Source organism: Streptomyces coacervatus, assembly GCF_029223485.1.
GTDB lineage: Bacteria > Actinomycetota > Actinomycetes > Streptomycetales > Streptomycetaceae > Streptomyces > Streptomyces coacervatus.
Genome location: NZ_JARHTP010000002.1, coordinates 163,348 through 181,409 on the forward strand (window position 1 = coordinate 163,348; position 18,062 = coordinate 181,409).

Sequence of the window (18,062 nt, forward strand, 5' to 3'; positions counted from 1 at the left end):
CGCTTGTGCTTGCCTGAGGAGCCGTTTTCGCCTGCCGGGGCAGGAGTTGCCGTATGCGGAAGCCGTGGTTCGTGGGGATGCTGCTGAGCGGAGTGCTGCTGCTCGGCGCGTGCGGCGACCCGTCGTCAGGGCCGGAACAGACGCCGCCCTCCCCCGCCGTACCGGGAGCGTCCGCCGCGACGACCCACCAAAGGGCGCCCGCCTCCCCCGACGTGCCCGCCGTGGCGCCGCGCGTGCTGTACCTCGGGGACTCGCTCGCGATGGAGGCCCAGAACGTGCTCGGGCAGGAGCTGCGCAGGGACCTGAAGGCGAAGTACACGAGCGCGCCGTACTCGGGCACCACGTTGTGCGACTATCTGGAGGGCACCGGGGCGAAGTCGCTGGTGCCGGACGCGGACAAGGCGGCCGCGCTGGTCCGTGCGCAGCATCCGGACTATGTGGTCATGCAGTTCTGGGGCAACGCGTGGGGCTACACGTGGTGCATGGACGGCATCACGTACAACGCCTCGCAGCAGAAGTACTTCACGCGCTACAAGGCCGACCTGAGCCGCCTCACCGAGCAGATCGCCGCGGCGGGCGGCAGCAAGCGTCCGAAGATCGTGTGGGTGCTGCAGGGCCCGGACCCGATCACCCCCGACCGGGTGCGGCGCGTGAACGAGATGTACGAGAAGCAGGCCGCCGCCTCGGGCGACATGGTCGCCGACGGGGGCGCCACGGTGAGTCCCACAAGGGCCCGCTACACCTGGGCCCAGTATCTGCCGTGCACCTCCTACGAGCACGAACACCCGGACTACTGCACCCAGTCGAACCGCGACCGGACCGCTCTCCACCTCGACAAGGACTATCTGCACTTCTGTCTGGCGCCCACCACTTCCACGCCGAAGCCATGCCCGGTGCGCTCCCCGGGCATCCTGCGGATCACCCGCGAGATCACGCGCGTGATCGGGGAACGAGTTCGTTCTCGATGAGCCGGTTGAGGTGCCGCCGGGCCTCCTGGGTGCTCAACGGGGGGTGGCTGGCGCAGCCTTTGCAGGGCGAGGCCGTCGGCGAGGGCGGCAAGGCGGATGGTGCAGCCGTCGAGGTCGTCGGAGTCGAACTCGCCGTCGGCGACGCCTCGTTCGGCCAGTTCGCGGATCTGCAGGTGCCAGGCCTCGTAGCGTTCGGCCTGGCCGCGCGCGAAGGCCTCGTCCGTGCCCTGCTCGCCCGCGTTCCAGTAGTCGAACCACATCCGCCAGGCCCGGTAGGTGTCCTCGGTGAACAGCGCGTCGACGAGCAGCCGAAGCGCCTCGGCCCCCGTGGTCGCCTGCTCGGCGGCCTCGCTGAGCTCGGCGTAGTACCGCTCGATGCGCAGCACCATGGCCTCGGAGAGGATCTCCTGCACGCTGCCGAAGTGGTAGGTGACGGTGCCCACGGACACCCCGGCGGCCGCGCTCAGCCGCTGACCTCTCGGGCCCACGGCAGCAGCCGCTCCAGCAGCACGACGAGGTAGAAGAGCAGCACGCTCATAACGCTGAGCAAGGCCATCGCGGCGAAGGCGCGGGGGGTGTCGGCGTTGCCGCCGGAGGCCACGATGACGTAGCCGAGGCCTTGGTCGCCGCCCGCGAACTCGCCGACGACGGCCAGGGTGACGCCGAGTCGCAGCCCGGTGAAGACCTGGGGCAGCGCCCGGGGAATGCGTAGTTTGCGGTAGGTCTGCCAGCGGGAGGCGGTGAGCGAGCGCGCCAGTTCGGTCAGTTCCAGGGGTACCGGGGTCGGCCCGGCCATCGTCGCCACCACGACGGGGAACCAGGCGAGCAGGGCGACCATGAACACCTTGGGGGCGGTGCCGAAGCCCAGCCAGACCACGAGGAGCGGTGCGACCGCGATCTTGGGGACCGCGTTGACGGCCACCAGGAGCGGCATCACCGCGCGTTCCACGGTGCGGGAGGCTGTGAGCAGCACGGCCGTGGCAAGGCCCGCTGCCACGGCCAGTGCGAAGCCGACCGCCGTCTCGGCGAACGTCTGCCAGGTCTGGCGGAGCACTCGACGGCTTTCAGCGGCGGCTTCCGCACGAGCTGTCCGGCGGGATGCAGCAGCGGGTGGGGCTGTGCCGCTCGCTCATGCAGCGCCCCCGGGTCCTGCTGATGGACGAGCCCTTCTCCGCGCTCGACGCGCTCACCCTGGACGAGTTGTGCGCCGAGTTGCAGCGTACGCACCAAGAGCATCCGACCACCGTCGTCCTCGTCACCCACTCCGTGGACGAGGCGGTCCTGCTCGCCGACCGGGTGGTCGTCCTCACTCCCCGCCCCGGCCGGATCCATACGGTCCTCGACATCACGCTTCCCCGGCCCCGCACCCGTACCGAGGCCGACCAGGCGGAGCAACTGGCCCGCCGCGCTGCCGAGTTGCACGTGCTCCTGCTGGACAGCGAGCACAGCGGGCGCAACGAGTCCTGAACCCACCGCGCGCAACTTCCGCCCCAGCAAGCGCTGTTGACATCACACAGCAGACGCATAACGTGTCCACCGCACAGCATGTCGCACAACATTCGGTATTTCGAACCGGAGTGGGGGATGGAGGGACACCGTCACCCCGGCTCCTCGACATGCAAAGGACATCGGTGATGACCCCACCCCTCGGCAGACGTCAGTTCCTCGCCGCCACCGGTACCGCCTCGGCGGCTCTCGCCCTCGCAGGCACAGGGACCGCGCACGCCGCCGGAGCCGCCCCGGCCGCCGCGACCCCGGTGCGGCCCTTCCCCCTCACCGCGGTGGCCCTGCTCGACAGCCCCTTCCGGGACAATCAGCGCCGCAACTCGGCCTATCTGCGCTTCGTCGGCCTCGACCGGCTGCTGCACACCTTCCGAACCAACGTCGGCCTGCCCAGCACCGCACAGCCCTGCGGAGGCTGGGAGGAGCCGAGCGTGGAGCTGCGCGGCCACTCCACCGGCCATCTGCTGTCCGGGCTCGCCCTCGCCTACGCGAACACCGGGGAGACGGCGTTACGGGACAAGGGCCGCACCCTCGTCGCCGAACTCGCCAAGTGCCAGGCCGCCTCGCCCGCCGCCGGGTTCGGCAAGGGCTATCTGTCCGCGTTCCCGGAGAGCTTCTTCGACCGGCTGGAGGCCGGGAGCGGGGTGTGGGCGCCGTACTACACGATCCACAAAATCATGGCGGGACTGGTCGAGCAGTACCGGCTGGCCGGGAACGAGCAGGCCCTGGACGTGGTGCTCCAGCAGGCGCGGTGGGTCGATGCGCGCACCGCAAAGCTGTCGTACGAGCAGATGCAGCGGGTGCTGGAGACCGAGTTCGGCGGGATGAACGACGTGCTCGCCGATCTGCACGCCCTCACCGGAGACGGCAAGTGGCTCGACGTCGCCGAGCGCTTCACCCACGCCCGTGTCTTCGACCCGCTGGCCCGGAACGAGGACCGGCTCGCCGGTCTGCACGCCAACACGCAGATCCCGAAGATGGTCGGCGCCCTGCGGCTGTGGGAGGAGGGCCGGCCCGAGCGCTACCGCACGGTCGCCGCGAACTTCTGGCAGATCGTCACCGACCATCACTCGTACGTCATCGGCGGCAACAGCAACGGCGAGGCCTTCCACGAACCGGATGTCGTCGCCGGGCAGTTGTCCGACAACACCTGCGAGAACTGCAACAGCTACAACATGCTGAAGCTGACCCGGCTGCTGCACTGCCACACACCGGACCGCACCGACCTGCTCGACTACTACGAGCGCACCCTGTTCAACCAGATGCTGGGCGAGCAGGACCCTAACTCCGCGCACGGCTTCAACATCTACTACACCGGTCTGGCACCCGGTTCGTTCAAACGTCAGCCGTCCTTCATGGGCACCGACCCGAACGCCTACTCCACCGACTACGACAACTTCTCCTGCGACCACGGCACGGGCATGGAGACGCAGGCCAAGCTCGCCGACACGATCTACACGCACGACGACCGGGGCCTGCTGGTCAACCTGTTCATCCCGTCGCAGGTCGTCTGGCGTGAGCAGGGCATCACCTGGCGGCAGACCACCGGCTTCCCCGACAGCTCCACGACCGCCTTGACGGTGACCGCCGGGGGCGCCACGCACCGGCTGCAGGTCCGTATCCCGTCCTGGGCCTCGGGCGCCCAGGCCACCCTCAACGGCAGTGCGCTGCCCGACCGCCCGAAGCCCGGCAGCTGGCTCACCGTGGAGCGCGCCTGGCGCACCGGCGACCGGGTCGAGGTGTCCCTGCCGATGCGCACGGCCGTCGAGGCGACCCCCGACGACCCCGACGTCCAGGCGGTGCTGCACGGCCCGGTGGTCCTGGCGGGAGCCTACGGCGACCGGGCGAACTCCTGGCTGCCCCGCCTCGACGTCGGCTCCGTACGGCAGACGTCGTCGAACCCGCTGCGCTTCACCGCCCGCGCCGACGGCGAGGACGTGACCCTGCTGCCCATCGCCCGCGTCCATCACCAGCACTACTCGGTGTACTGGCTGACCGGCGAACCCCCGCCCCCGCCCCCGCAGTTCGCCGCCTGGCACCGTTTCGACGAGACGTCGGGCACCACCGCGGCCGACGCGACCGGCAACGGCAAGGCGGCCCAACTGGTGGGCGGTGCCTCATGGTCGGCGTCCGGGCGGATCGGCGGGGCCGTGGCGCTGGACGGAGGGGACGGCCATGTCGCCCTGGCCGATGACCTGTTGGCGGGCGCCTCCGCGTACTCCCTCGCCGCCTGGGTACGGCTGGACGGGCAGCCGGGCGCCTGGAGCCGGATCTTCGACATCGGCACCGGCGTCACCGCCAACCTGTTCCTCACCCCGCTCAGCGGCGACGGCACCCTGCGGTTCGCGATCACCGCCGGCGGTGCGGGCGGCGAGCAGCGCATCGACGCCGATCCACTGCCCGCCGGCCGCTGGGTGCACGTGGCGGTGGCCTACGGCGGCGGGAGTGCCGTCCTGTACGTCGACGGCGCCGAAGCCGGCCGGAACGCGAGCGTCACCGTGGAGCCGCGCCACTTCGGCAACCACATCCGCGCCGGGTACCTCGGCCGGTCGCAGTACGCCGATCCGTATCTGAAGGGCGCCGTCGACGACTTCCGGGTCTACGGCAAAGCACTGAGCGCCGCCGAGGTGGCGGCGCTGGCTCAGGCCTCCTCCGCGTAGTGGAGGCGCAGGTGCGGCCGGTCCGCCCCCTCCCCCGTGGAGGGCGGACCGGCCGCTGCTCAGTGGGTGTCACTCCCCCGCGTAGGCCCTCTCCAGGGCGGCGATGTCGAACTTGCTCATCGCCATGAACGCCTTGGTCGTGCGGGACGCCTTCTCCTGGTCCGCATCGCTGATCATGTCGATGAGCTTGTCGGGCACGACCTGCCAGGACAGGCCGTACCTGTCCTTGAGCCAGCCACAGGGGCCGGGCTCGCCGCCGCCCTCGGTCAGCTTGGTCCAGTAGTAGTCGATCTCCTCCTGGTCCGCGCAGAAGATCTGGAAGGAGACCGACTCGTTGAACTTGAACTGCGGGCCGCCGTTCAGCGCGACGAACTTCTGGCCGTTGGCCGTGAACTCCACCGCCAGCACCGAGCCGGCGGGGCCCGCTCCTCCCTCGACGTTGCGGCCGACGCGACCGATGCTGGAGTTCTTGAAGATCGACACGTAGAAGTGGGCGGCCTCCTCGGCCTGGCCGTCGTACCAGAGACACGTGGTGAATCCGTCGGTGGTCATGAGCACCTCCTGGGGCGTGGAACGCGGTCACCTGTGTCGACTGATCCTCGCGCCGGAACTCATCGGTCGGGCGACCGGTTAATCCAGATGGCGGCTACACGGTTCGGAACTAGCATCGCGGTCATGACGACTCCGTCCGCCGGCAGCGGCCTCCGTCCCTTCCGCATCGACATCCCGCAGCACGACCTCGACGACCTCCACGACCGCCTCGACCGCACCCGCTGGCCCGACGAGCTGCCCGGGGTCGGATGGGCGTATGGGGTGCCCTCGGACTATCTGCGGGAACTGGCCGGGTACTGGCGGCACGAGTACGACTGGCGGGCGGCCGAGGCGCGGCTGAACGAGTGGCCGCAGTTCACGACCGAGATCGACGGAGCGCAGGTGCACTTCGCGCACATCCGCTCCCCCGAGCCCGACGCCACCCCGCTGATCGTCACGCACGGCTGGCCGGGGTCGATCGTCGAGTTCCTGGAGATCGTCGGTCCCCTGACGGACCCGGTCGCGCACGGCGGCGACCGGGCCGACGCCTTCCACGTGGTGCTGCCGAGCATTCCGGGCTTCGGGTTCTCCGGACCCACCCGTCAGACCGGCTGGGAGGCGCGCCGGATCGCCGACGCATGGGCCGAACTCATGACGCGCCTCGGCTACGAGCGATTCGGCGCACAGGGCGGCGACTGGGGCGCCGCGATCTCCCGTGCGCTGGGCCGTGTCCACCCGCAGCGGGTGATCGGCGTCCACCTCAATCTGCTGCCCGGCGCCCAGGCTGCGACCGAACCGACCGAGGAGGAGTTGCGGGCGCTCGGCCCCGAGGAGCGGGAACGGACCCTGCTGTCGTGGCGCAAGTGGGACGCCTGGTTCCGGGAGGGAGCCGGCTACGCCCAGCTCCAGGCCACCCGGCCGCAAACCCTCTCGTACGCGCTCACGGACTCTCCGGTCGGCCAACTCGCCTGGATCGTCGAGAAGTTCCAGGAGTGGACGGACTCCGGCAAACTGCCCGAGGAGGCCGTCGACCGGGACCAGATGCTCACCAACGTGATGCTCTACTGGCTGACGGGCACGGCGGGTTCGTCCGCCCGCATCTACTACGAGCGCGGCCACGCCAAGGGCGAGCGCATCGCCGCCCCGCACGAGCCCTCGACCGCCCCGACCGCGGTGGCGTCCTTCCCCGGCGACCCCCAGATCCCGCTGCGCCACAAGGCGGAGCGCACGGAGAACATCGTGCGCTGGACGGAGCTCGACCGGGGCGGGCACTTCGCTGCGATGGAGGAGCCGGACCTGCTGGTGGACGACGTGCGGGCGTTCTTCCGGCAGCTGCGCGAGAAGGGCTGAGAGCAGGCTCTGCCCGTGGCGAATCTGCCACGGGCAGAGAAACCGGACAGCAGGCCGAGGCGGGGCCAAGAGTGGAGTCGACGGCATCACCGCTCGACGGGAGAAACCATGACTCCACTGACCACGCTCTCGCCCCGCGCCGAGGAGGGCGACACGCCGCCCAGCCGGCACGACGACCATCTCGCAGCCCAACTCCTCGGCCAGCGGATCGTGTTCCTCGGCACCCAGGTCGACGAGGTCTCCGCGAACCGGGTCTGCGCCCAGCTGCTCCTGCTGTCCGCGGAGGATCCGCGCACCGACATCAGCCTGTACATCAACAGCCCGGGCGGATCGGTGCACGCGGGTCTGGCGATCTACGACACGATGCGGCTGATCCCGAACGACGTCTCGACGCTCGCCATGGGCTTCGCGGCCAGCATGGGCCAGTTCCTGCTCTGCGGCGGCACGCCCGGCAAGCGGTACGCCCTGCCGAACGCGCGGATCATGATGCACCAGGGGTCGGCGGGCATCGGCGGCACCACCGCCGACATCGAGATCCAGGCGGAGAACCTGGAGCACACCAAGCGGACCATGGAACGGCTCATCGCCGAGAACACGGGCCAGACCCCCCAGACCATCGCCCGGGACGGCGACCGCGACCGCTGGTTCACGGCCGAGGAGGCCAGGGAGTACGGCATGGTGGACCGGGTCCTGGAGTCCCTCGCGGACGTCCGCCCGGCCGCCTCGAAGCGACGGATGGGGCTGTGACATGGGCAACTACACGATTCCGTACGTCGTCGAGCGCACCGCGCACGGCGAGCGCTCCTCCGACGTGTTCAGCCGGCTGCTGTCCGAGCGGATCATCTTCCTCGGCACCGAGATCGACGACGGCGTCGCCAACGTCGTCATCGCGCAACTGCTCCATCTGGAGTCGTCGGCACCGGACAGCGAAATCGCGATCTACCTCAACTCGCCCGGCGGATCGTTCACTTCACTCATGGCGATCTACGACGCGATGACCTATGTGCAGACACCGATCTCGACGGTCTGCGTCGGGCAGGCGGCCTCCACGGCAGCCGTCCTGTTGGCCGGCGGGGACCCCGGGCGGCGGATCGTGCTGGAGCACGCGCGGGTGCTGCTCGGGCAGCCGGCCGCCGGGGGCAGCCGGGGCACGATCTCCGATCTCGCGCTGCAGGCCAAGGAGATGGTCCGGATCCGCTCCCAGGTCGAGGAGGTCCTGGCCCGGCACACCGGGCACGACATCGCGACGCTGCGCGCGGACATGGACCGCGACAAGGTGTTCACCGCCGAGGAGGCGGTGGCCTACGGCCTGGCCGACCAGGTGCTGAGCCGGCGCCTCGTCACGGTCTGAGGCGCCGGCCGGGGAGCGCCGTCAAGCGGCCAGGCACATCCCGTTGTACGGCGAAGTGGACGTGCTCCGGCTCCTGCCGGACTGCCGGCTGGTGACCCGGACGAGCTCTCCCTGCGCCCGCGACAGCAGGTCGCCGAGGCCGAGTCCCAGGGCGTGGGCGGCGGCCGCGAGGACCTCCGAGGAGGCCTCCTTGCGGCCGCGCTCCACCTCGGAGAGATACGGCATGGAGATCCGGGCCGCGTCGGCCACGTCCTTCAGGGTGCGCTCCTGAGCGAGGCGTTCGCGCCGCAGGACGTCGCCGACGAGGTCGCGCCACAGGGGTTCCCTGGGCGGCGCGGGAGATGCGGCGGGGCGCTCGCCCTGCGGGCGGCGCAGCGGAATGACATGGGCTTCGTTCGGCGCTCGGCTGCTCACCAGTTCAGACTAAATTCCCTCGCCCCGATGGGAAGAGATCGGCATTCTGCCCTGGGTGGAATCTCAGCGGCGAAGGGTGCGATGACGGTGTTGCGGGAGACGTTCAACGAGGCTGCCGAGTTGTACGACCGGGCTCGGCCGCGGTACCCCCGCGCCCTGGTCGACGAACTGGCCCGCGCGAGTGGCCTCGGCCCGGACAGCCGGGTCCTGGAGATCGGCCCGGGCACCGGCCAACTCACCCTTGCGCTGGCGCAGTTCGGCTGCCGTATCACCGCGGTGGAGCTGGGTGACGCGATGGCGGGCGTGGCCCGGCAGCGGCTCAGCGCGTTCCCGCGGGTGGAGGTGCAGGTGGCGGAGTTCGAGCGCTGGGAGCTGCCCTCCGATCCGTTCGACCTGGTGGTGTGCGCCACCGCGTTCCACTGGATCGACCCGGCGGTGCGGGTGGTCAAGGCGGCGCAGGCGCTGCGCGCCGGCGGGCGGCTCGCCCTCGTCACCACGGAGCACGTGGCCGGCGGCACCGTGGAGTTCTTCGCCCGAGCCCAGGACTGCTACGAGCGCTGGGATCCGGACACACCGCCCGGTCTGCGCCTGCAGCCGGCGTCCGACGTCACCATGTACACGGGCGAGTTGGACGACTTCGCGCACTTCGAGCAGATCACCATGGCGCGTCGCACCCAGGACATCACCTACACCACCGACCAGTACATCGACGTCCTGCTCACCTACTCGGGCCTCCGCGCGCTGAACGCGACGGCACGGCACGGCCTGCTGACGTGCCTGCGGCAACTGATCGACTCGCAGTACGGCGGAACCGTCACCAAGCGCTACCTCCATGAACTGATCATGGGCACCCGGGCCACGGAGTGAGGTGTCCTCTCCCGGCTGCGGGCATGTACCGGCGCAGACCGGGTAGTCGCATCCAGAAGGGCACGCCGCAGACAGACGTCGAACCGTGACTTCGTGGGAGAGGACATGGACACCGCCGTGGAACGGTCGGAGGCAGAGGTCGTCGAGAAGACCGCCGGGACCTGCACGGGTGATGGACCACTGCCGGGGATCGCGGAGCCGCGGACCGTGGCTCCGCGTGATGCACGGGAGCTTTCCCGTCAGTTCTTCCAGCGCCTCTCGGAACTCGAGGAGGGCACGTACGAATTCCAGTACGCGCGCAACACGCTCATCGAGATGAACATCTCACTGGTGCGGTTCGCGGCCGGGCGGTTCCGGGGACGCGGCGACGACATGGAGGACATCGTCCAGACCGGAATGATCGGCCTGATCAAGGCGATCGACCGGTTCGAGGTGTCCCGCGAGGTCGAGTTCACGTCGTTCGCTCTGCCGTACATCGTCGGCGAGATCAAGCGTTTCTTCCGTGACACCACCTGGGCGGTGCATGTGCCGCGCCGGCTGCAGGAGCTGCGTGTCGAGCTGGCCAAGGCGCGCGAGGAACTCGCCAGCCGGCTGGACCGGGAGCCGACGGTGCCCGAGCTCGCCACCTTGATGAACATCCCCGAGGACGAGGTGATCGAGGCGCAGATAGCGTCCAACGGCTACAACTCCTCGTCCCTGGACGCCGCGCTCACCGGCGAGGGGGCGGAGGGCGGCGAGGCGGTACTCGCCGACTTCATCGGCGTGGAGGAGGACGGGCTGCGGCTCGTCGAGGACTGCCAGTCGCTGGCCCCGCTCATGGCGGAACTCGGCGAGCGCGACCGGCAGATCATCCACATGAGGTTCGTGGAGGAGGCCACCCAGGCGGAGATCGGCGCACGGCTCGGCTGCTCGCAGATGCATGTGTCCCGCCTGATCAAACGGATCATCGCACAGCTGCGCGAGGGAATGCTGGGCGAACTCGGCTGCGCGTGAAGGACAGCCACTCGCTCCCGTGACCGCGGCGGTCGCCGACACAGGCGACCCCCGCGGTCACGTGCCGTTCAGACCCACCACGGCGGACACCCGCTTGCCGACCGGTACCCGCTCCACGGTGACCCGCGTCGCCAGCACATGGACGATCTCCAGGCCGTGCCGGCCGACGCGCTCGGGGTCCCGCGGGAAGCGGCGCGGCAGGGCTGCACTGCTGTCGTAGACGCACACCGTCACCGAGGTGTCCGTGCCTTCGAGCTCCAGGATGTACGGCCCGTTGCTGTGCCGGTCCGCGTTGGTGACCAGTTCGCTCACGACCAGCAGCACCTCGTCCTCGGCGCGGTCGTCGATCTCGGCGCACCACTCGGTGCGCAGCCGGCCAACGAAGTGCGCGGCGAAGGACCGTGCCTCGGCGATGCATCCCGCTTCGCCGGTGTAGTGCGCCGCCCGCCGTAGCGGTTCCACGGGCACGTCGAAACCAGTCGGTATCACTGCCCCGCCCACGTGCTCGATCATGCATTTCTCTCTCGGAAGCCGGCCTGGCCGGACGCTGCTGCATCAGTCCTGCTACCCCGAGTCGCGCCCGGCAGTCCCCGTCCGGGCCGATGTGTCCGCTTCCACGCGGAACGCCGGTCATGGGGTGGTCGACTCGGCAGCACTGTACGGGGCGGTGGTCCCGGCCGACGCCTGGGTCGTCGTATCGGAGGCGGAGGGCGGCTGAAGAGAGGAGGGTCCGGGTGATTCCGGCTGGGTCGTCCCGGGCTCGGTGGAGGGTGATTCGGAGCTCGGCGTCGGGGAGGACGGGGCGGTCGACGTCGGCGGACAGGAGGTCTTGGAGGGGGTGGGTGTGCCCGTGCTCGCACCGGGCGAGGAGGCGCACGGGGACGACGGCGAGGACGGTGCCGTCGGCGTGGACACGCTCACCGACGGGGAGGGTTTGACCGGCGGCTCGGTGCGGTGGTCGTGGTGGCCCGTGTCGCCCCGGTGCCGGGCGATCCATTCGTCGTGGTCGGGGTCGTAGATGACGAAGATGTTGATGATCTGCGGTGCGGGGGTGACCACGACGACGTTCGAGGAGCGGTACGACGGCCAGGTGTCGCCGGTCCGCTTCGGGGTGGTCTGCTGGGCGACGGGCGGCGTCAGCGGGTTGCCGCAGGCGCAGCGCACCCGGGGCAGGCCGTGGCCGTCGACGAGGACGGCCGTGCCCGCCTGCAGGACGGCCTGGTAGCCGGTGGCGGCGCCGTCGCGGTAGCCGTGGTTGGTGACGCGGGTGTCCATGCGCAGCTGCACGGGGGTGAGCGAGCGGAGGTAGGCGGGGACCTGGGCGGGGCCGACGCCGGCGACCGAGGCGAACGCCTTGTTCTTCGCCGGGGCCGCATGGAGGGCCCTGATCTGCTGCTCCACATCACAGCTGGAGATGTTGCGGGTGCCGCCGTACAGTCCGGGCGCGCCGCCGTCGACGCCCCGTACCGCGTTCGCCGGCGCCGATTCGGTGGCCGGGGTGGCGGAGACGGGCGGGGCGGAGCTGTGCTTCGCCGTCGACTCGGTGAACGGGTCGGGGCCGGTCTTTCCCGCGGCCTGCAGGAAGACCTCGCCGCCCTTGCCCGAGCCGCCGCCGGAGCGGGTGAACACCACGGCCAGGACCACGGCGGCGACCACCGCGGTGGTGAGCACGGCGACGCGGGGCGCGGACCTCCACCAGGGTCGGTGGGGTGGCGGCGAGGGTGTGCCGCCGCCGCTGCTGCCCGGTGGTTGCGAGGGTGGGCCCGAGGGAGGCTGGGAGGGGCCCGAGAGCGGGCCGGAAGGGGGGCCTGTGGGGCGGCCGGAGGACGGAGGTTCGACGCTCACGAGCTCTTCTTCCCGACGCGGTTTCCAGCGGACTACCCCGAGTTGTACCGCTTTCTTCCTTCGCCCCCATTGTGTGCTCCGGTCCCATGCCGCCCGCAAGCCGACGCGGACGGCCCTCCCGGCGGGCGGGGCGCGCGGGCGCTGCTTAGCGTGGCGAGGGTGAGCTCGCGAACCCCCTCCGACCTGGCGGTCGCCCGCCACGGCTGGGTGCAGGCCCTGGTCGCGGTGGTGGCAGCGCTGATCGTCATGGGCGTGGTCGCCGCACTGGGGTTGTGGGCGGCCGGGGCGGCAGATCTTCCGGACGGCGCGTTCCCCCGGGTCGTCGCGGCGACGGTCGTGACAGCCGTCGGCGGCACGATCGAGCTGTCGGGGAACGCCGGTGCGCTGGCCGAGTCCGGGGCCGGAATGACCGTGATCCCGCTGTCGGTGACGCTGGCCGGGGCGCTCGTGCTCGCCGCGGGTTTCCTGCGTCCGCTGCGGCACCGGGCGGTCGCCGGCGCCCGGGAGTTGGCCGGATGGGCCGCCCGGATTGCCGTCCTGTGGCTGCTCGGGCTGCTCGGCCTGGCCCTCGGCGCCCGCCAGACCTTCTCGGTCGACCTCGGCAACGGGACCATCGGCGACATTGGTGACCTGTTCGGCGTCTCGCCGAAGGTCGGCTTCAAGGCGGACGTGCCGCCGACCCTGTTCTTCGGTGTGCTGTGGCTGGCGGGTGTGCTGGCGCTGGCGCTGCTGGTCTCGCGCGGAGCCCCGCTGCCGGGGCGGCTGCTGCGCTTCCAGGAATCGGTGCGGCCTGCCGCATACGCCATGGTCGTACTGCTGCTCGCGCTGGTGGCCCTGGGCGTCGTCGTCGCCCTGGTGGTCGCGGTGACCCGCGGCCACCCGGCGGAGACTCTGGCGGTGGTCCTGCTGGGTCTGCCGAACCTGGTCTGGCTGGCGTTCACGCTCGGTCTGGGGGCCACCTGGACGGGGCGGGTGCAGGGGCCGTTCGGGCTGCCGATGCCGCATGTGCTCGACGAGGTGCTGCGTACCAAGGAGGTCTCCACGCTCAACCTCGGCACGCTCGCCGACTACGACGGCCGGGTGTGGTGGCTGGTGGCCGTCGACGCCGTGCTGCTGCTGGCGGCCGCGTTCGTGATGGCGGCCCGCTCCCCGGCCCGGATGCGGGCCTGGCAGCACGCCCTGCACATGGCCGCCGCCCTCGCGCTGACGGTGCTCATGATCTGCCTGGTGGGCCGGATCTCCGCGCATTACGGGCTGTCGCTGCTCGGCATCGGAGACCTGGGCGGGGATCTGTCCGGCGACCTGTTCCTGAAGCCGAAGGTGTGGACCGCGCTGGGGTTCGCCGTGCTGTGGGGGCTGGTGACCGGCTTCCTCGGCGCGCTGCTGGCGAGGCCGGTGCGGCGGCGGGGCGAGGCGAGTCCGTGACGTACGAGGACGTCGTGGTGCGCGTCGACGCGGGCCGGCGCATCTGCCGGCGCAAGGCCGTGGCGCGCCGTGTGCCGCTCGGCAGGTTCGGCCGGGAGGACTGAGCAGCCTTGGGGAAATGTGCTGCGGTTCGTCCACGCCCCAAGGGGCGCAGGGCCGTGCCCATATGCGGCTCCGCCGCGGGGCGCGACCAGCCACGACGCACCCGCAGACGGCTCACCGCACATCCAGCGGAACGCTCAGCTCCGGCCCCGGAAGACCGGCTCCGCCCAGCGCGGTGGCGGCTCGGGGCGGTCCCGGGCCGGGCGCGCGGCGCGCAGGTCCACCTCCGTCGGCGGGTGGTCGGTCCCCGGGGCGGCGCCGGTCAGGGCTGTGCGCAGGGCGGCGACGAACGCGAGGCAGGAGTCGTGGCGGTCGTCCGGGCTCTTGGCCATGGCCTGGGCGAACACGGCGTCGGCCTGGGGGGCGAGGTCGGGACGGGACTCCGTCAGCGCGGGCGGCTGGTCGTACTGGTGGGCCCACAGCAGGGCCATGTCGTCGTCGCGCCGGAACGGCGGGCGGCCCGCCAGGCACTCGAACACGACGCAGGCGAACCCGTAGACATCGCAGCGTCCGTCGACGGGCCGGCCCGAGATCTGCTCCGGGGCGACGTAGTCGAGGGTGCCGACGAACTGGCCGACGGTGGTGAAACCGGTCAGGGACAGCGACTTCTTCGTCAGGCCGAAGTCGGTGAGGTAGGCGTGCTCGGGGTGGTCGCTGTCGGTGCCGCGGGCGACCAGGATGTTGCCGGGTTTCACGTCCCGGTGGACCAGTCCGTGCTCATGGGCCGCATCCAGCGCGGAGGCGATCTGCGCGGCGATGCGCAGCGCGGCCGCGGGCGCGAGTGGGCCCCGCCGGTCGAGGAGATGACGCAGGTCGCTGCCCTCGACGTAGCGCATGGCGATGTAGAGGACGCCGTCCGTCTCGCCCGCCTCGTAGACCGGCACGATGTGGGGGTGGTCGATCGCGGCGGCCGCCCGGGACTCGTGGGTGAAGCGGAGGCGGAAGGTGTCGTTGCGGGCGAGTTCGGGGGCGAGCAGCTTGAGGGCGACGGTCCGGTCCAGGCGCAGGTCGCGGGCGCGGTAGACGACTGCCATGCCGCCGCGGCCTATCTCGCGCTCGATGCGGTAGCCCGCGACCTGCCTGCCGATCAGTTCGGAGGGCCGGCCCGAGAAGAGGCTCGCGTCACGGGCCATCGGGGGTCACGACCTGGGTGGGGGCGTGGCCGGGGTCCGCCGGTGCGGCGCGGGGTTCGTCGTCAGTGGCGTACGTGCTCAGCCGTGTCCCGTCGCCGTACACCCACCGCGCCTGCTCGGTGTCGTACAGCCACATCGACTCGCCGTCGACGACGACCCCGATGCGCAGTCCCTGCGTCCGGCCGCGGAACGACTCCCCGTCGAGGCCGCCGCGGGCCAGTTCCTCGACCGCGGTGCGGTAGCGGGCCAGGGTCTGTTCGGTGCGGGCGAGCAGGGGGCGCGGGTCGGCGGTGCGGGCCTCGGGACCGCCGGTGGCCGGCGGGTCCTGGGGTACGGCGATCAGGAAGCGGCCGTCGACCCAGGCGGACCAGCCGTTGGCGCACACCACGTGCCCCCAGTCGCCGCGCCGTTCGACGAGCTGGACCGGCAGCAGCGGGTCGAGGGGCACGGTGGGGCGAGCGGGGTCAGGACTCTCCCAGGCGGGCATGCCGTGCTGGGGGACGACGTGGGTGGGCCGGAAGCCGGGGGTCGCCATCACGACTTCCGCATCACGGCGGGTTCGTGCCGGCGCAGCAGCCGGGACACGGCGAAGCAGAAGACCGCCGAGAGCACGACCAGCATGGCGATGTTCAGCAGCCACACCCCGGCCGAGTGCTTGAACAGCGGATCGCCGGTCAGGTCGCCGGGCACGATCCGCGCCAGGCCGACGGTGCCGGCCATCGCGCCGAGCGCCCAGCGGGAGGGCACCAGCCAGGACAGCTGCTCCAGGCCGGGCACTCCGTGCAGCTTCAGCAGGGCGCCGCAGAAGACGACTTGGACGATGGCGAGCAGCACCAGCAGCGGCATCGTCACCTCCTCCTTGCGCACCAGCGCGGACACCAGCAGGCCGAGCGTCATTGCCGTGAACGCCAGCAGGGCGACAGCGACGGTGATTTCGACAAGGGGCGGCATCAACACGCCCTCGCCGCCAGGTGCGTTGAGGTCGACGCCCGCGAGGGCCACCAGGGTCAGCACCACCGCCTGCAGCACGGTGATCGCGCCCAGTACGACGACCTTCGACATCAGGTACGCCGATCTGGACAGGCCCACGGCCCGTTCGCGCTGGTAGATGGTGCGTTCCTTCACGAGCTCGCGCACGGCGTTGGCCGCGCCGGTGAGGACTCCGCCGACGCACAGGATGAGCAGCGCGTTCATCGCGGTCTCCTGCGTCAGTCGGCTGCCGGCCAGGGCGCGGGCCATGGCTCCCATCACGAACGGCAGGGCGATCATGATGGCGAGGAAGGTGCGGTCGGCGCCGAGCGCGGCGGTGTAGCGGCGCACCAGCGTGCCGAGCTGGGCGCCCCGGCTGCGGGGCCGGGCCGCCGGGGTGATCACGACCGGACCCGAGCGGGGCACGCGGGGCTGGGCGGTGGCTTCGCTGACGTAGTGCCGGTGGAAGGGCGAGAAGCGGTAGTCGCCGGCCCAGTCGCGGTCGTGGTCGTGTTCGAAGGCTTCGAAGGCCTCCGGCCACTGCTCGAAGCCGAAGAAGGCGAGGGCGTCCTCGGGCTGGCCGTAGTAGGCGATCCGGCCGCCGGGCGCGAGCACGAGGAGCCGGTCGCACACGTCGAGGCTGAGCACGCTGTGGGTGACGACGACGACGGTGCGGCCGTCGTCGGCGAGGCCGCGCAGCATGTGCATCACCGAGCGGTCCATGCCGGGGTCCAGGCCGGAGGTCGGTTCGTCGAGGAAGAGCAGCGACGGCTTGGTCAGCAGCTCCAGGGCCACGCTGACCCGCTTGCGCTGCCCGCCGGACAGGCTGTGCACCGGCTGGCCGGCGCGCTGCTCAAGGCCCAGTTCGCGGATGACCTCGTCGACCCGGGCGCGGCGCTCGGCCTTCACGGTGTCCTCGGGGAAGCGCAGCTCGGCGGCGTAGGTCAGGGCGCTGCGGACGGTGAGCTGGGAGTGCAGGATGTCGTCCTGGGGGACCAGGCCGATGCGCTGGCGCAGCTCGGCGTAGTCGCGGTAGAGGTCTCGGCCGTCGTAGAGCACAGTGCCGTGGTCGGCCGGTCGCTGGCCGGTGAGGGCGTTCAGGAGGGTGGACTTGCCGGCGCCGCTCGGGCCGACGACCGCGAGCAGGCACTTCTCCCCCACCGGGAACGACACATGGTCGAGCAGGGTCTTGCGGCCGCGGTCGACGGCGACGGTGAGCTCCTGTACGTCCAGGGAGACCTCGCCGGTGTCGACGAACTCCTGCAGCTGGTCGCCGACGAGGCAGAGCGCGGAGTGGCCGATGCCGACGATGTCGCCCGGGCCGATCGGGGCGACGGTGACGGGCGAGCCGTTGAGGAAGGTGCCGTTGTGGCTGCCCAGGTCGGCGATCTCGTACGTCCCGTCGGGCAGGGCGCGCAGTTCGGCATGGAGCCGGGAGACGACGAGGTCGTCGATGACCAGGTCGTTGTCGGCGGCGCGGCCGATGCGGACGGTGCGGGCGGGCAGCGGGCGTACGGTGGTGGGCCGCCGGAAGGTGCCGGTCAGGCCGGGCATCGACACCGCGGAGGGGCGCTCGGGGACCGGTGCCGGAGGGCTGACGAGGGTGGCGCACGGGCCGTCGGACGGGTTGCCGAAGCGGATGACGCTGCCGGGGCCCACGCCCCGCTCGTGGATGCGGCGGCCGTCGGCGAAGGTGCCGTTGGTGCTGTTCTCGTCCTCGATGGTCCAGCGGCCGGCCTCCGGGCGCAGCACCGCGTGGTGCCACGAGACCCGTGCATCGTCGATGACGATGTCGCTGAGCGGGTCGCGTCCGACGTGGTAGTCGCGGCCCGGACTCATCACCGTGGAGCCCGCCTCGGTCTCCAGGACGAGTTCGGGCGCAGCCGGCGCTGCGGGCCGCTCTGCCATGACGAGAATTCTACCGATTCGTCCACATGTGCGCCCGACGTGG

At 71.2% G+C, this 18,062-nt stretch carries 17 protein-coding genes and 1 pseudogene; 9 read left to right on the forward strand and 9 right to left on the reverse strand.

Annotated elements, in window-relative coordinates; translation table 11 throughout:
* Window positions 1–53 precede the first annotated feature (53 nt).
* A complete protein-coding gene (locus tag P2Q00_RS04460; RefSeq protein WP_275769771.1) occupies window positions 54–968 on the forward strand; it encodes an SGNH/GDSL hydrolase family protein in 915 nt (304 codons plus the stop codon).
* Between the two features lie 92 nt (window positions 969–1,060).
* Here the strand turns inward: P2Q00_RS04460 and P2Q00_RS04465 are convergent.
* Both P2Q00_RS04465 and P2Q00_RS04470 read right to left on the reverse strand, forming a co-directional pair.
* A pseudogene (locus P2Q00_RS04465) lies at window positions 1,061–1,357 on the reverse strand (TetR family transcriptional regulator C-terminal domain-containing protein); the annotation flags it as partial.
* Between the two features lie 74 nt (window positions 1,358–1,431).
* Window positions 1,432–2,022: an ABC transporter permease gene (locus tag P2Q00_RS04470; RefSeq protein ID WP_275769773.1), complete on the reverse strand. Its 591-nt coding sequence runs from the start codon at window positions 2,020–2,022 to the stop codon at window positions 1,432–1,434.
* On the opposite strand from P2Q00_RS04470, the gene P2Q00_RS04475 reads away from it, so the two are divergent.
* Window positions 1,971–2,435 (forward strand): ATP-binding cassette domain-containing protein, encoded by a 465-nt coding sequence (locus P2Q00_RS04475; RefSeq protein ID WP_425579492.1) that lies wholly within the window; start codon window positions 1,971–1,973, stop codon window positions 2,433–2,435. The genes P2Q00_RS04470 and P2Q00_RS04475 overlap by 52 nt on opposite strands.
* A gap of 167 nt (window positions 2,436–2,602) precedes the next feature.
* A complete protein-coding gene (locus tag P2Q00_RS04480; protein ID WP_275769775.1) occupies window positions 2,603–5,131 on the forward strand; it encodes a glycoside hydrolase family 127 protein in 2,529 nt (842 codons plus the stop codon).
* A gap of 69 nt (window positions 5,132–5,200) precedes the next feature.
* On the opposite strand, the gene P2Q00_RS04485 is transcribed toward P2Q00_RS04480, so the two are convergent.
* Window positions 5,201–5,683 (reverse strand): VOC family protein, encoded by a 483-nt coding sequence (locus P2Q00_RS04485; protein ID WP_275769776.1) that lies wholly within the window; start codon window positions 5,681–5,683, stop codon window positions 5,201–5,203.
* A 123-nt stretch (window positions 5,684–5,806) separates the two neighbouring features.
* Here P2Q00_RS04485 and P2Q00_RS04490 point away from each other — a divergent pair, with 123 nt between their 5' ends.
* The 3 genes from P2Q00_RS04490 (at window position 5,807) to P2Q00_RS04500 (ending at window position 8,363) form a co-directional block, all read left to right on the forward strand.
* The gene (locus tag P2Q00_RS04490) at window positions 5,807–7,012 is read left to right on the forward strand and encodes an epoxide hydrolase family protein (protein WP_275769777.1); all 1,206 of its coding nucleotides are present in this window, start codon (window positions 5,807–5,809) and stop codon (window positions 7,010–7,012) included.
* Window positions 7,013–7,120: 108 nt separating this feature from the next.
* On the forward strand, window positions 7,121–7,759 hold the full coding sequence (locus P2Q00_RS04495) for a ClpP family protease (RefSeq protein WP_275769778.1): 639 nt from the start codon (window positions 7,121–7,123) through the stop codon (window positions 7,757–7,759).
* Between the two features lies 1 nt (window position 7,760).
* On the forward strand, window positions 7,761–8,363 hold the full coding sequence (locus tag P2Q00_RS04500) for a ClpP family protease (RefSeq protein ID WP_275769779.1): 603 nt from the start codon (window positions 7,761–7,763) through the stop codon (window positions 8,361–8,363).
* A gap of 21 nt (window positions 8,364–8,384) precedes the next feature.
* Here the strand turns inward: P2Q00_RS04500 and P2Q00_RS04505 are convergent, their stop codons facing one another.
* A complete protein-coding gene (locus tag P2Q00_RS04505; protein WP_275769780.1) occupies window positions 8,385–8,777 on the reverse strand; it encodes a helix-turn-helix domain-containing protein in 393 nt (130 codons plus the stop codon).
* An 87-nt stretch (window positions 8,778–8,864) separates the two neighbouring features.
* Here P2Q00_RS04505 and P2Q00_RS04510 point away from each other — a divergent pair, with 87 nt between their 5' ends.
* Both P2Q00_RS04510 and P2Q00_RS04515 read left to right on the forward strand, forming a co-directional pair.
* The gene (locus P2Q00_RS04510) at window positions 8,865–9,644 is read left to right on the forward strand and encodes a class I SAM-dependent methyltransferase (RefSeq protein ID WP_275770722.1); all 780 of its coding nucleotides are present in this window, start codon (window positions 8,865–8,867) and stop codon (window positions 9,642–9,644) included.
* 105 nt (window positions 9,645–9,749) lie between these two features.
* Window positions 9,750–10,637 carry an RNA polymerase sigma factor SigF gene (locus tag P2Q00_RS04515; RefSeq protein ID WP_275769783.1) on the forward strand — a complete coding sequence of 296 codons (888 nt, stop codon included), beginning with the start codon at window positions 9,750–9,752 and terminating at the stop codon, window positions 10,635–10,637.
* 57 nt (window positions 10,638–10,694) lie between these two features.
* On the opposite strand, the gene P2Q00_RS04520 is transcribed toward P2Q00_RS04515, so the two are convergent.
* A complete protein-coding gene (locus P2Q00_RS04520; RefSeq protein WP_275769785.1) occupies window positions 10,695–11,150 on the reverse strand; it encodes an ATP-binding protein in 456 nt (151 codons plus the stop codon).
* A gap of 117 nt (window positions 11,151–11,267) precedes the next feature.
* Entirely contained in the window at window positions 11,268–12,482 is a 1,215-nt protein-coding gene (locus tag P2Q00_RS04525; protein WP_275769787.1) for a DUF6777 domain-containing protein, read from the reverse strand.
* 159 nt (window positions 12,483–12,641) lie between these two features.
* Here P2Q00_RS04525 and P2Q00_RS04530 point away from each other — a divergent pair, with 159 nt between their 5' ends.
* Complete coding sequence (locus P2Q00_RS04530) at window positions 12,642–13,907, forward strand: streptophobe family protein (protein WP_275769789.1); 1,266 nt, start codon at window positions 12,642–12,644, stop codon at window positions 13,905–13,907.
* 239 nt (window positions 13,908–14,146) lie between these two features.
* On the opposite strand, the gene P2Q00_RS04535 is transcribed toward P2Q00_RS04530, so the two are convergent.
* From P2Q00_RS04535 to P2Q00_RS04545, 3 genes are read right to left on the reverse strand one after another with little or no spacing between them, the layout of a single operon-like run.
* Window positions 14,147–15,142 (reverse strand): serine/threonine-protein kinase, encoded by a 996-nt coding sequence (locus P2Q00_RS04535; protein ID WP_275769791.1) that lies wholly within the window; start codon window positions 15,140–15,142, stop codon window positions 14,147–14,149.
* Window positions 15,132–15,677: a hypothetical protein gene (locus tag P2Q00_RS04540; protein ID WP_275769793.1), complete on the reverse strand. Its 546-nt coding sequence runs from the start codon at window positions 15,675–15,677 to the stop codon at window positions 15,132–15,134. The genes P2Q00_RS04535 and P2Q00_RS04540 overlap by 11 nt, the downstream gene beginning before the upstream one ends.
* Window positions 15,677–18,019 carry an FHA domain-containing protein gene (locus tag P2Q00_RS04545; protein ID WP_275769795.1) on the reverse strand — a complete coding sequence of 781 codons (2,343 nt, stop codon included), beginning with the start codon at window positions 18,017–18,019 and terminating at the stop codon, window positions 15,677–15,679. The genes P2Q00_RS04540 and P2Q00_RS04545 overlap by 1 nt, the downstream gene beginning before the upstream one ends.
* Window positions 18,020–18,062 lie beyond the last annotated feature (43 nt).